Genomic DNA, 13,817 nt, shown 5'->3' on the forward strand with positions numbered 1-13,817 from the left:
GATGTAACGGGGCTCAAACCATGCACCGAAGCTACGGGTATCATCTTACGATGATGCGGTAGAGGAGCGTTCTGTAAGCCTGTGAAGGTGAGTTGAGAAGCTTGCTGGAGGTATCAGAAGTGCGAATGCTGACATGAGTAACGACAATGCGAGTGAAAAACTCGCACGCCGAAAGACCAAGGTTTCCTGCGCAACGTTAATCGACGCAGGGTTAGTCGGTCCCTAAGGCGAGGCTGAAAAGCGTAGTCGATGGAAAACAGGTTAATATTCCTGTACTTCCAGTTATTGCGATGGAGGGACGGAGAAGGTTAGGCCAGCCTGGCGTTGGTTGTCCAGGTTTAAGGTGGTAGGCTGAAATCTTAGGCAAATCCGGGATTTCAAGGCCGAGAGCTGATGACGAGTTGCCTTTAGGCGACGAAGTGGTTGATACCATGCTTCCAAGAAAAGCTCCTAAGCTTCAGATAACTGGGAACCGTACCCCAAACCGACACAGGTGGTTAGGTAGAGAATACCAAGGCGCTTGAGAGAACTCGGGTGAAGGAACTAGGCAAAATGGCACCGTAACTTCGGGAGAAGGTGCGCCGGCGAGGGTGAAGGACTTGCTCCGTAAGCTCATGCCGGTCGAAGATACCAGGCCGCTGCGACTGTTTATTAAAAACACAGCACTCTGCAAACACGAAAGTGGACGTATAGGGTGTGACGCCTGCCCGGTGCCGGAAGGTTAATTGATGGGGTTAGCGCAAGCGAAGCTCTTGATCGAAGCCCCGGTAAACGGCGGCCGTAACTATAACGGTCCTAAGGTAGCGAAATTCCTTGTCGGGTAAGTTCCGACCTGCACGAATGGCGTAACGATGGCGGCGCTGTCTCCACCCGAGACTCAGTGAAATTGAAATCGCTGTGAAGATGCAGTGTATCCGCGGCTAGACGGAAAGACCCCGTGAACCTTTACTATAGCTTTGCACTGGACTTTGAATTTGCTTGTGTAGGATAGGTGGGAGGCTTTGAAGTGGGGACGCCAGTTCTCATGGAGCCATCCTTGAAATACCACCCTGGCAACTTTGAGGTTCTAACTCAGGTCCGTTATCCGGATCGAGGACAGTGTATGGTGGGTAGTTTGACTGGGGCGGTCTCCTCCCAAAGAGTAACGGAGGAGTACGAAGGTGCGCTCAGACCGGTCGGAAATCGGTCGTAGAGTATAAAGGCAAAAGCGCGCTTGACTGCGAGACAAACACGTCGAGCAGGTACGAAAGTAGGTCTTAGTGATCCGGTGGTTCTGTATGGAAGGGCCATCGCTCAACGGATAAAAGGTACTCCGGGGATAACAGGCTGATACCGCCCAAGAGTTCATATCGACGGCGGTGTTTGGCACCTCGATGTCGGCTCATCACATCCTGGGGCTGAAGCCGGTCCCAAGGGTATGGCTGTTCGCCATTTAAAGTGGTACGCGAGCTGGGTTTAGAACGTCGTGAGACAGTTCGGTCCCTATCTGCCGTGGACGTTTGAGATTTGAGAGGGGCTGCTCCTAGTACGAGAGGACCGGAGTGGACGAACCTCTGGTGTTCCGGTTGTCACGCCAGTGGCATTGCCGGGTAGCTATGTTCGGAAGAGATAACCGCTGAAAGCATCTAAGCGGGAAACTTGCCTCAAGATGAGATCTCACTGGGATCTTGAATCCCCTAAAGGGCCGTCGAAGACTACGACGTTGATAGGTTGGGTGTGTAAGCGCTGTGAGGCGTTGAGCTAACCAATACTAATTGCCCGTGAGGCTTGACCATATAACACCCAAGCAATCTGCTACGCAGATTGTGGTGGTGAAGACGAAAGACCCGAAAATTCGTAAGACCACAAATATCGCATATCCGAATTCGCTGGGCTGTCCATCTGGACATTCTGGCTACAGAATTTCTTGACGACCATAGAGCATTGGAACCACCTGATCCCATCCCGAACTCAGTAGTGAAACGATGCATCGCCGATGGTAGTGTGGGGTTTCCCCATGTGAGAGTAGGTCATCGTCAAGATTCATTTCGCAAAACCCCTATCTGCGCATGCAGGTAGGGGTTTTGTCTTTGTGGGCCGAAAATTCCGGGCCTGGCAGTATCTCTCTATGTGATTACGATGCGCGGCCCATCCTGCAGGCCCTTTTCCTATGCAAGCCAACAGCCCATGGCTATCATGCCTGCCTAATTCCAAGTTGAGACTGGCATGCTGAAGTTGTTGAATCTCCTCAAGGATGGTCGGTTCCATTCCGGAGAAGCTCTGGGGGCAGCCCTAGGGGTGAGTCGCAGCGCAGTTTGGAAGCAGCTGCAGCATCTGGAAAGTGAGCTGAACCTCACCATTCACAAGGTTCGTGGGCGCGGTTACCAGTTGGCCGCGCCACTGGCTTTGCTTGAGACGCAGGCAATCGCTGGGTTTGCCGCAGGTGAACAGTGGCCGATGTTCATCCACGAAACCATCGATTCCACCAACGCCGAAGGCTTGCGCCTTGCCAGTGAAGGGCAGGCGGCTCCATTCCTGGTTCTGGCCGAGCGCCAGAGCGCCGGGCGAGGTCGGCGCGGCCGGCAGTGGGTCAGCCCATTTGCAGAAAATCTCTATTACAGTCTGGTGCTGCGTGTCGATGGCGGCATGCGTCAGCTTGAGGGGTTGAGCCTGGTAGTGGGGTTGGCCGTAATGCGCACCTTGCAGGCGTTCGGGGTAAAGGATGTCGGGCTTAAATGGCCTAACGATGTGTTGGTTCGTGGGCATAAGATCACCGGGATTCTCCTGGAATTGGTGGGCGATCCTGCAGATGTGTGTCATGTAGTGCTAGGCATTGGTATCAATGTAAACATGCAGGTAAACGAGCAGGTCGATCAGCAGTGGACCTCTATGCTGCGTGAGGTAGGGGCAGCCATAGATCGTAATCACTTGGTAGCGCTGCTCAGCCAGCAGTTGCAGCACGAATTGGCGCGCCATCGCCGCTACGGCTTTGCTGCATTCCAGGAGGAGTGGGAGCAGGCGCACTTGTGGCAGGGCCGCAATGTATCGCTGGTTGCTGGTACTACACGTATTGATGGTGTGGTTCTTGGCGTCGACGGGCAGGGTGGTTTGCGCCTTGAGGTGGACGGGATGGAAAAGAGCTTCAGTGGTGGTGAGCTCAGTTTGAGGTTGCGTGATGATTCTTGAGCTCGATTGCGGTAACAGCTTCATAAAGTGGCGTGTGATCCATGTCGCCGACGCTGTGATTGAAGGTGGCGGGATCGTCGATTCCGACCAGGCGCTAGTGGCCGAAGTGGCTGCGCTTGCATCAGTTCACCTTACGGGTTGTCGTATTGTCAGTGTGCGCAGCGAAGAAGAAACCGATGCGCTTTGCGCGGTGATCGCTGAGGCATTTGCCGTGCAGGCGCGAGTTGCTCACCCTGTCCGTGAAATGGCCGGTGTGCGCAATGGCTATGACGACTATCAGCGTCTGGGTATGGATCGTTGGCTGGCAGCGCTGGGTGCATTTCACCTGGCCAAGGGCGCGTGCCTTGTGATTGACCTGGGTACTGCGGCAAAAGCGGACTATGTGTCCGCGGACGGCGAGCATCTGGGAGGTTACATCTGCCCGGGTATGCCATTGATGCGTAGCCAACTGCGTACTCACACCCGGCGTATCCGCTATGACGATGCCTCCGCGGAGCGCGCATTGGCCAGCTTGTCACCCGGTCGCTCTACTGTCGAAGCGGTAGAGCGCGGTTGCGTATTGATGCTCCAGGGCTTTGCCTCCACCCAGCTTGAGCAGGCTCGTGTGCTATGGGGTGAGGAATTTACCGTGTTCCTCACTGGCGGTGATGCGCCGCTGGTGAGGGAGGCCCTGCCACAGGCGCGTGTCGTGCCTGATCTGGTTTTCGTTGGCCTGGCAATGGCCTGCCCATTGGATTGAGGTGCCTATGCGCTGGTTGTTTCTGCTGTTACTGGTGCTCAACGTCTTTTATTACGTATGGCATCAGCAGGAAGCCCCGCTGAAGGTCAAGGAAGTCGCCCCGTTGTCGCTGTACAAGGGGAATCAGCAAGAAATCCGTCTGTTGCGTGAAACAGGTGTGTCCGCACCACCCAAGCGTCGTGATGAGTGCCTGGTAGTTGGGGGTGTGATGGGACGGGAGCAGTTGGATGCGCTGCGTCAGCGCCTGCTGAGTCTGGATATTGCCACCTTGCCGGTGGCAGGACAGCTGCCTGGGGTGGATGGTCGCTGGCTCAAGGTTGCTCCGGAAAGCGAGCGTTTGCTGGATCAAACGGTGCTTCTGGCTCTTTCTAATGATTTCAAAGACTTAAAACATAAAATTATTTTCTGCCAGGGTATTGCAACTGGCGAATAGCTTGATAGAATGGCGCCCGCTTCACAGGGAACACCACTCAGGTGGTAGAGCTGGAAGCGGTGTCAAAGCAGCTAAGTTTCAGATTTGATTGAAAAAATTTGAAAAAACGCTTGACACTAGGACGGCAGACAAATAGAATGCCGGCCACATCTGGAGGGATTCCCGAGCGGTCAAAGGGGACGGACTGTAAATCCGTTGCGAGAGCTTCGAAGGTTCGAATCCTTCTCCCTCCACCAGTTTTAGCGAGAGCCGTAAGCTCCGCGGGTATAGTTTAGTGGTAGAACCTCAGCCTTCCAAGCTGATGATGCGGGTTCGATTCCCGCTACCCGCTCCAAGTTTGCCGGATTTTGCACAAAGTGTTTCGCTCTTGTAGCTCAGTTGGTAGAGCACACCCTTGGTAAGGGTGAGGTCAGCGGTTCAAGTCCGCTCAAGAGCTCCATATAAACAAGGCAGATATGAAAATATCTGCCTTTGTTTTATCAGCGCAAGACTATTTCTTCTGCGGAGGATTGTATCGATGGCTAAGGAAAAGTTTGATCGTTCCCTTCCCCACGTTAACGTCGGCACTATCGGCCACGTTGACCACGGTAAGACCACTCTGACCGCAGCTCTGACTCGCGTTTGCTCCGAAGTTTTCGGTTCGGCAATCGTTGAGTTCGACAAGATCGACTCGGCTCCGGAAGAAAAAGCGCGCGGTATCACCATCAACACCGCTCACGTTGAGTACAACTCGACCATTCGTCACTACGCTCACGTTGACTGCCCAGGTCACGCTGACTACGTGAAGAACATGATCACCGGTGCTGCCCAGATGGACGGCGCGATCCTGGTTTGCTCGGCCGCCGATGGTCCGATGCCACAAACCCGTGAGCACATCCTGCTGTCCCGTCAGGTAGGCGTTCCGTACATCGTGGTCTTCCTGAACAAGGCTGACCTGGTAGACGACGCTGAGCTGCTGGAACTGGTCGAGATGGAAGTTCGCGACCTGCTGTCCACCTATGACTTCCCAGGCGACGACACTCCGATCATCATCGGTTCGGCTCGTATGGCGCTGGAAGGCAAAGACGACAACGAAATGGGTACTACCGCTGTCAAGAAGCTGGTAGAAACTCTGGACAGCTACATTCCTGAGCCAGTTCGTGCCATCGACCAGCCGTTCCTGATGCCGATCGAAGACGTGTTCTCGATCTCGGGTCGTGGTACCGTTGTTACCGGTCGTATCGAGCGTGGTATCGTCCGCGTTCAGGATCCGCTGGAAATCGTTGGTCTGCGTGACACCACCACCACCACCTGCACCGGTGTTGAGATGTTCCGCAAGCTGCTGGACGAAGGTCGTGCTGGCGAGAACTGCGGCGTTCTGCTGCGTGGTACCAAGCGTGACGACGTTGAGCGTGGCCAGGTTCTGGTCAAGCCAGGTTCGGTCAAGCCGCACACCAAGTTCACCGCAGAAGTCTACGTTCTGTCGAAGGAAGAGGGCGGCCGTCACACTCCGTTCTTCAAAGGCTACCGTCCACAGTTCTACTTCCGTACCACTGACGTGACCGGTAACTGCGAGCTGCCGGAAGGCGTTGAAATGGTAATGCCAGGTGACAACATTCAGATGACTGTTACCCTGATCAAGACCATCGCAATGGAAGACGGTCTGCGCTTCGCTATCCGTGAAGGCGGTCGTACCGTCGGCGCCGGTGTCGTAGCAAAAATTATTGAATAAGTAGTTGATTTACTTGATCAGGCCGGTATAATGGCCGGCCTGATACAGCGTTACAGGTCAGTAGCTCAATTGGCAGAGCGACGGTCTCCAAAACCGTAGGTTGGGGGTTCGATTCCCTCCTGACCTGCCATTTCACCTCGGTGTGATGGCTTTCTTCTTACAGGATCCTCCTCGATGACCCCCAAAACTGAAGCCCAAGAATCGCGTTTTGATCTGTTCAAGTGGCTGGCTGTAGTGGCTTTGGTGGTTGTTGGTGTTGTGGGTAATCAATATTACTCCGCCTCTCCAATCCTGTACCGCGTTCTTGCACTTCTCGTTCTGGCTGCTGTCGCGGGCTTTGTAGCTCTGCAGACTGCGAAGGGCAAGTCGTTCTTTGCGCTGGCGAAGGAAGCTCGTACCGAGATTCGTAAAGTCGTGTGGCCGACCCGCCAGGAAACCACCCAGACCACGCTGATTGTCGTGGCTGTCGTGCTGGTTATGGCACTGCTGCTGTGGGGGCTCGATTCCCTGCTCGGCTGGGCGGTCTCCTTGATCGTTGGCTAAAGGTGTCCCGTGGCTAAGCGTTGGTATGTTGTGCATGCTTACTCGGGTTACGAGAAGCATGTAATGCGCTCTCTGATCGAGCGCGTCAAGCTGGCTGGCATGGAAGACGGTTTCGGCGAGATCTTGGTTCCGACCGAAGAAGTCGTCGAAATGCGCAACGGCCAGAAGCGCAAGAGTGAGCGTAAGTTCTTCCCTGGCTATGTATTGGTCCAGATGGAAATGAACGAAGGGACTTGGCACTTGGTCAAGGACACTCCTCGCGTGATGGGCTTTATTGGCGGTACTGCTGACAAGCCTGCGCCGATTACAGATAAAGAAGCTGAGGCCATCCTGCGTCGCGTTGCCGACGGTAGCGATAAGCCGAAGCCCAAGACACTGTTCGAGCCGGGTGAAGTGGTTCGAGTCATTGATGGTCCGTTCGCTGACTTCAATGGTAGTGTCGAAGAGGTTAACTACGAAAAGAGCCGCCTGCAGGTTGCTGTGCTCATTTTCGGTCGCTCTACTCCGGTAGAGCTCGAGTTCAGCCAGGTCGAGAAGGTCTAGGCGGACGAAGCATCCCATACCCCGCAGCCCTGTGTGCTGCGGGGTTTTGTCGTCACTGGGATAAAACGCAAGTCATCCGGGGAGCCATCAGGCGTTCGTACCCGATTTTGGAGTAGCTCATGGCTAAGAAGATTCAGGCTTACATCAAGCTGCAAGTTAAGGCCGGCCAGGCCAACCCAAGCCCACCCGTTGGTCCAGCGCTGGGTCAACATGGTGTGAACATCATGGAATTCTGCAAGGCCTTCAACGCCCGTACCCAGGGTCAAGAAGCCGGCCTGCCGACTCCAGTGATCATCACTGTCTACAGCGACCGTAGCTTCACCTTCGAGACCAAGAGCACCCCTGCCTCGGTTCTGTTGAAGAAAGCTGCTGGCCTGACCAGTGGTTCGGCTCGCCCGAACACCGTTAAAGTCGGTACCGTTACCCGTGCTCAGCTGGAAGACATCGCCAAAGCTAAACAGGCTGATCTGACTGCCGCTGACCTGGACGCTGCTGTACGCACCATCGCTGGCTCTGCCCGCAGCATGGGCCTGAACGTGGAGGGTGTGTAATGGCTAAGCTGACCAAACGCCAAAAGGCAATCGCCGAGAAAATCGAAGCAGGCAAGGCCTACAACTTCGAAGAAGCGGCAACTCTGCTGGCCTCGCTGCCCGCTGCCAAGTTCGTCGAATCCTACGACATCGCCGTTAACCTCGGTGTTGACCCGCGTAAATCCGACCAGGTCGTACGTAGCGCTACCGTGCTGCCACACGGCACTGGCAAGACCGTTCGCGTTGCTGTCTTCACCCAGGGTCCAGCTGCTGAAGCTGCTCTGGCTGCCGGCGCTGATCGCGTAGGTATGGACGATCTGGCTGCCGAAATGAAAGGCGGCGACCTGAACTATGACGTCGTTATCGCATCGCCTGATGCCATGCGCGTTGTAGGTCAGCTGGGTCAGGTGCTGGGTCCTCGCGGCCTGATGCCTAACCCGAAAGTTGGTACCGTGACCCCAGACGTAGCCACTGCCGTGAAAAACGCCAAGGCTGGTCAGGTTCGCTACCGTACCGACAAAAACGGTATTATCCACACCTCCGTTGGCAAGATCGGCTTTGAAGCTGACAAGCTGAAGGAAAACGTTGAAGCCCTGATCGCTGATCTGAAGCGTATCAAGCCGGCTTCCTCGAAAGGTATCTACGTTAAGCGCGTTACCCTGAGCACCACCATGGGCCCAGGTCTGGTCATCGATCAGAGCTCGCTGAACGTGTAAGAACATGGCGGCGCGACCAGTCGCGCCGCCAGCAAAAATTGGGGTCCCTGCCTGGCGGGGGCTATCCAAGACCGTAGGCGGCGTAAGCCTTAAAATATCAGCCCACGCAGATGGTGCTCCCGATTCGTTACCGAATCAGACACCAAAACGACATCCGGCTTCGGCCAGATGAAACGGTAAAAACCAGGAGTAAACCCGTGGCAATTAAACTCGAAGACAAGAAGGCCATCGTCGCTGAAGTCAACGAGGCTGCCAAAGTCGCTCTGTCCGCTGTCGTGGCTGATGCCCGTGGTGTGACTGTAAGCGCAATGACCGGACTCCGTAAAGAGGCCCGCGAAGCTGGCGTATACGTACGTGTAGTGCGTAACACCCTGCTCAAGCGCGCTGTTGAAGGCACCGAATTTTCGATCCTCAACGACGCGTTCAAAGGCCCGACCCTGATTGCTTTCTCCAACGAACACCCGGGCGCTGCTGCTCGTCTGTTCAAAGAGTTCGCCAAGGGTCAGGACAAGTTCGAGATCAAGGCAGCTGCGTTTGACGGCAATTTCATTGCAGCGAACCAGATCGACGTGTTGGCTACCCTGCCGACCCGCGACGAAGCTATCGCAAAACTGATGAGCGTTATTCAAGGCGCCACCAGCAAGCTGGCTCGTACTCTGGCAGCCATTCGCGACCAGAAAGAAGCTACCGCTGCCTAAGGCACGCGAATTCTTTCAAAATCATACGTTTAATTTGATGGCTGCGTAGGCTGTCACCCCAATACAGGATTTAAGTCATGTCTCTGACTAACGAACAAATCATCGAAGCAATCGGCCAGAAAACCGTTCTGGAAGTTGTTGAGCTGATCAAAGCAATGGAAGAAACCTTCGGCGTTACCGCTGCTGTTGCCGCTGCTGGCCCAGCTGCTGCTGCTGCCGTTGTTGAAGAGCAGACCGAGTTCAACGTTGTTCTGGTTGAAGCCGGCGACAAGAAAGTGAACGTGATCAAAGCCGTTCGCGAACTGACCGGTCTGGGCCTGAAAGAAGCCAAAGAGAAAGTCGACGGCGCTCCTCAGGTTGTAGCTGAAGGCGTTTCGAAAGAAGCCGCTGAAGACGCTAAGAAGAAGCTGGAAGAAGCAGGCGCTAAAGTCGAGCTGAAGTAATCTCGACCTTGCGATGCCAGCCTGAGCGTTGAGCGAAAGGCTGATGGCTGGTGGCTTATGCCACCGGCCTTTTTCCGTTATTGGTGGCCGGTTAGGCCGGTCCCGATAACGAGCTGCAAGACACCCATGTGGGTGGCGCAAACCAAGGGGTTTGCACGATTTTCTGGCTGCTCCCGCCGGGAGAAGCCAAACAAGCAGGTGACCAAGCTGGGGAACGCTGATGGCTTACTCATACACTGAGAAAAAACGTATCCGCAAGGACTTTAGCAAGTTGCCGGACGTCATGGATGTGCCTTACCTCCTGGCCATCCAGCTGGATTCGTATCGCGAATTCCTGCAAGCGGGAGCATCCAAGGATCACTTCCGCGACGTCGGCCTGCACGCGGCCTTCAAATCGGTATTCCCGATCATCAGCTACTCCGGCAATGCTGCCCTGGAGTACGTAGGCTATCGCCTGGGCGAACCCGCCTTCGATGTGAAGGAATGTGTCCTGCGTGGCGTGACCTTCGCGGTCCCACTGCGGGTCAAGGTGCGCCTGATCATCTTCGACAAGGAATCGTCGAACAAAGCGATCAAGGACATCAAAGAGCAAGAAGTCTACATGGGTGAAATTCCCCTGATGACTGAGAACGGTACCTTCGTTATCAACGGTACCGAGCGTGTGATCGTTTCCCAGCTGCACCGTTCGCCTGGTGTGTTCTTCGACCACGACCGTGGCAAGACCCACAGCTCGGGCAAGCTGCTGTACTCCGCTCGCATCATCCCTTACCGCGGTTCCTGGCTGGACTTCGAGTTCGACCCGAAGGACTGCGTGTTCGTGCGTATCGACCGTCGCCGCAAACTGCCGGCCTCGGTGCTGCTGCGCGCGCTGGGTTACAGCACTGAAGAAGTGCTGAATACCTTCTACACCACCAACGTGTTCCACATTTCCGGCGAAAAACTCAGCCTGGAACTGGTGCCGCAGCGTCTGCGTGGTGAAGTTGCAGTCATGGACATCCATGACGAAACCGGCAAAGTCATCGTCGAGCAAGGCCGCCGTATTACCGCGCGCCACATCAATCAGCTCGAGAAGGCCGGCGTCAAGCAGCTGGACGTACCAATGGAATACGTCCTGGGTCGCACTACCGCCAAGGCAATCGTGCATCCGGCTACCGGCGAAATTCTCGCCGAATGCAACACCGAGATGACCACCGAGCTGCTGATCAAGGTCGCCAAGGCGCAGGTTGTCCGTATCGAGACCCTGTACACCAACGACATCGATTGCGGTCCGTTCATCTCTGACACCCTGAAGATCGATACCACCAGCAACCAACTGGAAGCGCTGGTCGAAATCTATCGGATGATGCGTCCAGGCGAGCCGCCAACCAAGGATGCAGCCGAGACCCTGTTCAACAACCTGTTCTTCAGCGCCGAGCGTTACGATCTGTCCGCCGTCGGCCGCATGAAGTTCAACCGTCGTATCGGTCGTACCGAGATCGAGGGTTCGGGCGTGCTGAGCAAGGAAGACATCGTCGAGGTTCTGAAGACCCTGGTCGATATCCGTAACGGTAAAGGCATCGTCGACGACATCGACCACCTGGGTAACCGTCGCGTACGTTGCGTCGGCGAGATGGCCGAGAACCAGTTCCGTGTTGGCCTGGTGCGTGTCGAGCGCGCGGTCAAGGAACGCCTGTCGATGGCGGAAAGCGAAGGCCTGATGCCGCAAGATCTGATCAACGCCAAGCCGGTAGCGGCGGCGGTGAAAGAGTTCTTCGGTTCCAGCCAGCTGTCCCAGTTCATGGACCAGAACAACCCTCTCTCGGAGATTACCCACAAGCGTCGCGTCTCCGCACTCGGCCCTGGCGGTCTGACCCGTGAGCGTGCCGGCTTCGAAGTTCGTGACGTACACCCGACCCACTATGGCCGTGTGTGCCCGATCGAGACTCCTGAAGGTCCGAACATCGGTCTGATCAACTCCCTGGCGGCCTATGCCCGTACCAACCAGTACGGCTTCCTGGAAAGCCCGTACCGTGTTGTAAAGGAAGGCGTTGTCAGCGACGACATCGTGTTCCTGTCGGCAATCGAAGAGGCAGATCACGTCATCGCACAGGCTTCGGCCGCGATGAACGATAAGAAGCAACTGATCGATGAACTGGTAGCAGTTCGTCACCTGAACGAATTCACTGTCAAGGCGCCGGAAGACGTCACCCTGATGGACGTTTCGCCGAAGCAGGTTGTTTCCGTTGCAGCGTCGCTGATTCCGTTCCTCGAGCACGACGACGCCAACCGTGCGTTGATGGGTTCGAACATGCAGCGTCAGGCTGTACCGACCCTGCGTGCCGACAAGCCGCTGGTAGGTACCGGCATGGAGCGCAACGTTGCGCGTGACTCCGGTGTCTGCGTGGTTGCTCGCCGCGGTGGTGTGATCGACTCGGTCGACGCCAGCCGTATCGTTGTTCGCGTTGCCGACGACGAAGTGGAAACTGGCGAAGCGGGTGTGGATATCTACAACCTGACCAAGTACACCCGTTCGAACCAGAACACCTGCATCAACCAGCGTCCGCTGGTGAGCAAAGGTGACAAGGTTCAGCGTGGTGACATCATGGCCGACGGCCCGTCCACCGACATGGGTGAGCTGGCTCTGGGTCAGAACATGCGCATCGCGTTCATGGCGTGGAACGGCTTCAACTTCGAAGACTCCATCTGCCTGTCCGAACGTGTTGTTCAGGAAGATCGCTTCACCACCATCCACATTCAGGAACTGACCTGTGTGGCGCGTGACACCAAGCTTGGCCCAGAGGAAATCACTGCGGACATCCCGAACGTGGGTGAAGCTGCACTGAACAAGCTGGACGAAGCCGGTATCGTTTACGTAGGTGCTGAAGTTGGCGCTGGCGACATCCTGGTCGGCAAGGTCACGCCAAAAGGCGAAACCCAGCTGACTCCGGAAGAAAAACTGTTGCGCGCAATCTTCGGTGAGAAGGCCAGCGACGTTAAGGACACCTCCCTGCGTGTGCCAACCGGCACCAAGGGTACTGTCATCGACGTACAGGTCTTCACCCGTGATGGCGTGGAGCGCGATAGCCGCGCACTGGCCATCGAGAAGATGCAGCTCGACGAGATCCGCAAGGACCTCAACGAAGAGTTCCGCATTGTCGAAGGTGCAACCTTCGAGCGTCTGCGTTCGGCTCTGAACGGCCAGGTGGTTGACGGTGGTGCGGGCCTGAAGAAAGGCACCGTGATCACTGACGAAGTGCTGGACGGTCTGGAGCACGGCCAGTGGTTCAAACTGCGCATGGCTGAAGATGCACTGAACGAGCAGTTGGAAAAGGCTCAGCAGTACATCGTCGACCGTCGCCGTCTGCTGGACGACAAGTTCGAAGACAAGAAGCGCAAGTTGCAGCAGGGCGATGACCTGGCACCGGGCGTACTGAAGATCGTCAAGGTTTACCTGGCAATCCGCCGCCGCATCCAGCCGGGTGACAAGATGGCCGGTCGTCACGGTAACAAGGGTGTTGTCTCGGTCATCATGCCGGTTGAAGACATGCCGCACGATGCCAACGGTACTCCGGTTGATGTCGTACTGAACCCGCTGGGTGTACCTTCGCGTATGAACGTTGGTCAGATCCTTGAAACCCACCTGGGCCTCGCGGCCAAGGGCCTGGGCGAGAAGATCGACCGCATGCTCGAAGAGCAGCGCAAAGCCGCTGAACTGCGCGTGTTCCTGACCGAGGTCTACAACGAGATCGGCGGTCGTCAGGAAAACCTCGACGAGTTCACCGACGAAGAAATCCTGGCCCTGGCTAACAACCTGAAGAAAGGCGTGCCTATGGCTACCCCGGTCTTCGATGGTGCCAAGGAGCGCGAGATCAAGGCCATGCTGAAGCTGGCCGACCTGCCAGAGAGCGGCCAGATGGTGCTGTTCGATGGCCGTACCGGCAACAAGTTCGAGCGTCCTGTGACCGTTGGTTACATGTACATGCTCAAGCTGAACCACTTGGTGGACGACAAGATGCACGCGCGTTCCACTGGTTCCTACAGCCTGGTTACCCAGCAGCCGCTGGGTGGTAAGGCGCAGTTCGGTGGTCAGCGTTTCGGGGAGATGGAAGTGTGGGCGCTGGAAGCATACGGCGCGGCATACACCCTGCAAGAAATGCTCACAGTGAAGTCGGACGACGTGAACGGCCGTACCAAGATGTACAAGAACATCGTGGATGGCGATCACCGTATGGAGCCGGGCATGCCCGAGTCCTTCAACGTGTTGATCAAAGAGATCCGTTCGCTCGGTATCGATATCGATCTGGAAACCGAATAACA

The 13,817-nt window shown here is 56.0% G+C and carries 11 protein-coding genes, 4 tRNA genes and 2 rRNA genes (1 of these 17 running past the window's edge); all 17 read left to right on the forward strand.

The features are described 5' to 3' along the window. Nucleotides 1-1,775, forward strand: a 23S ribosomal RNA gene (locus QCL51_RS02010); it begins 1,118 nt to the left of the window's first position. A 130-nt stretch (nt 1,776-1,905) separates the two neighbouring features. Continuing rightward, nucleotides 1,906-2,021: ribosomal RNA gene (gene rrf, locus QCL51_RS02015) — 5S ribosomal RNA — on the forward strand. A 184-nt stretch (nt 2,022-2,205) separates the two neighbouring features. Beyond that, complete coding sequence (gene birA / locus QCL51_RS02020) at nt 2,206-3,165, forward strand: bifunctional biotin--[acetyl-CoA-carboxylase] ligase/biotin operon repressor BirA (protein ID WP_021785336.1); 960 nt, start codon at nt 2,206-2,208, stop codon at nt 3,163-3,165. After that, nucleotides 3,155-3,904, forward strand: a complete 750-nt coding sequence (locus QCL51_RS02025) for a pantothenate kinase (RefSeq protein ID WP_021785335.1) — start codon at nt 3,155-3,157, stop codon at nt 3,902-3,904. The genes birA and QCL51_RS02025 overlap by 11 nt, the downstream gene beginning before the upstream one ends. 7 nt (nt 3,905-3,911) lie before the next feature. Beyond that, nucleotides 3,912-4,337: a hypothetical protein gene (locus tag QCL51_RS02030; protein ID WP_021785334.1), complete on the forward strand. Its 426-nt coding sequence runs from the start codon at nt 3,912-3,914 to the stop codon at nt 4,335-4,337. Between the two features lie 152 nt (nt 4,338-4,489). Beyond that, a tRNA-Tyr gene (locus QCL51_RS02035) sits at nt 4,490-4,573 on the forward strand. Nucleotides 4,574-4,597: 24 nt separating this feature from the next. Then, nucleotides 4,598-4,671: transfer RNA gene (locus tag QCL51_RS02040), tRNA-Gly, on the forward strand. Between the two features lie 29 nt (nt 4,672-4,700). Next, nucleotides 4,701-4,776, forward strand: a tRNA-Thr gene (locus QCL51_RS02045). Nucleotides 4,777-4,854: 78 nt separating this feature from the next. Further along, nucleotides 4,855-6,048 (forward strand): elongation factor Tu, encoded by a 1,194-nt coding sequence (gene tuf / locus QCL51_RS02050; protein ID WP_003255489.1) that lies wholly within the window; start codon nt 4,855-4,857, stop codon nt 6,046-6,048. A 54-nt stretch (nt 6,049-6,102) separates the two neighbouring features. Continuing rightward, a tRNA-Trp gene (locus tag QCL51_RS02055) sits at nt 6,103-6,178 on the forward strand. Between the two features lie 44 nt (nt 6,179-6,222). Continuing rightward, the gene (gene secE, locus QCL51_RS02060) at nt 6,223-6,591 is read left to right on the forward strand and encodes a preprotein translocase subunit SecE (protein ID WP_003257081.1); all 369 of its coding nucleotides are present in this window, start codon (nt 6,223-6,225) and stop codon (nt 6,589-6,591) included. Between the two features lie 9 nt (nt 6,592-6,600). Further along, nucleotides 6,601-7,134 (forward strand): transcription termination/antitermination protein NusG, encoded by a 534-nt coding sequence (gene nusG / locus QCL51_RS02065; RefSeq protein WP_003255501.1) that lies wholly within the window; start codon nt 6,601-6,603, stop codon nt 7,132-7,134. Between the two features lie 119 nt (nt 7,135-7,253). Next, nucleotides 7,254-7,685, forward strand: a complete 432-nt coding sequence (gene rplK, locus QCL51_RS02070; RefSeq protein WP_003255500.1) for a 50S ribosomal protein L11 — start codon at nt 7,254-7,256, stop codon at nt 7,683-7,685. Next, the gene (rplA, locus tag QCL51_RS02075; RefSeq protein ID WP_003255499.1) at nt 7,685-8,380 is read left to right on the forward strand and encodes a 50S ribosomal protein L1; all 696 of its coding nucleotides are present in this window, start codon (nt 7,685-7,687) and stop codon (nt 8,378-8,380) included. The genes rplK and rplA overlap by 1 nt, the downstream gene beginning before the upstream one ends. Before the next feature lie 197 nt (nt 8,381-8,577). Further along, complete coding sequence (gene rplJ, locus QCL51_RS02080) at nt 8,578-9,078, forward strand: 50S ribosomal protein L10 (RefSeq protein WP_016715872.1); 501 nt, start codon at nt 8,578-8,580, stop codon at nt 9,076-9,078. Between the two features lie 77 nt (nt 9,079-9,155). Beyond that, the gene (gene rplL / locus QCL51_RS02085) at nt 9,156-9,521 is read left to right on the forward strand and encodes a 50S ribosomal protein L7/L12 (RefSeq protein ID WP_003255496.1); all 366 of its coding nucleotides are present in this window, start codon (nt 9,156-9,158) and stop codon (nt 9,519-9,521) included. Between the two features lie 220 nt (nt 9,522-9,741). Continuing rightward, entirely contained in the window at nt 9,742-13,815 is a 4,074-nt protein-coding gene (gene rpoB, locus QCL51_RS02090) for a DNA-directed RNA polymerase subunit beta (protein ID WP_003255495.1), read from the forward strand. Nucleotides 13,816-13,817 lie beyond the last annotated feature (2 nt).

The sequence above is a fragment of the Pseudomonas sp. LTR0 genome (assembly GCF_036630035.1).
In the GTDB taxonomy this organism is placed as follows: domain Bacteria; phylum Pseudomonadota; class Gammaproteobacteria; order Pseudomonadales; family Pseudomonadaceae; genus Aquipseudomonas; species Aquipseudomonas putida_Y.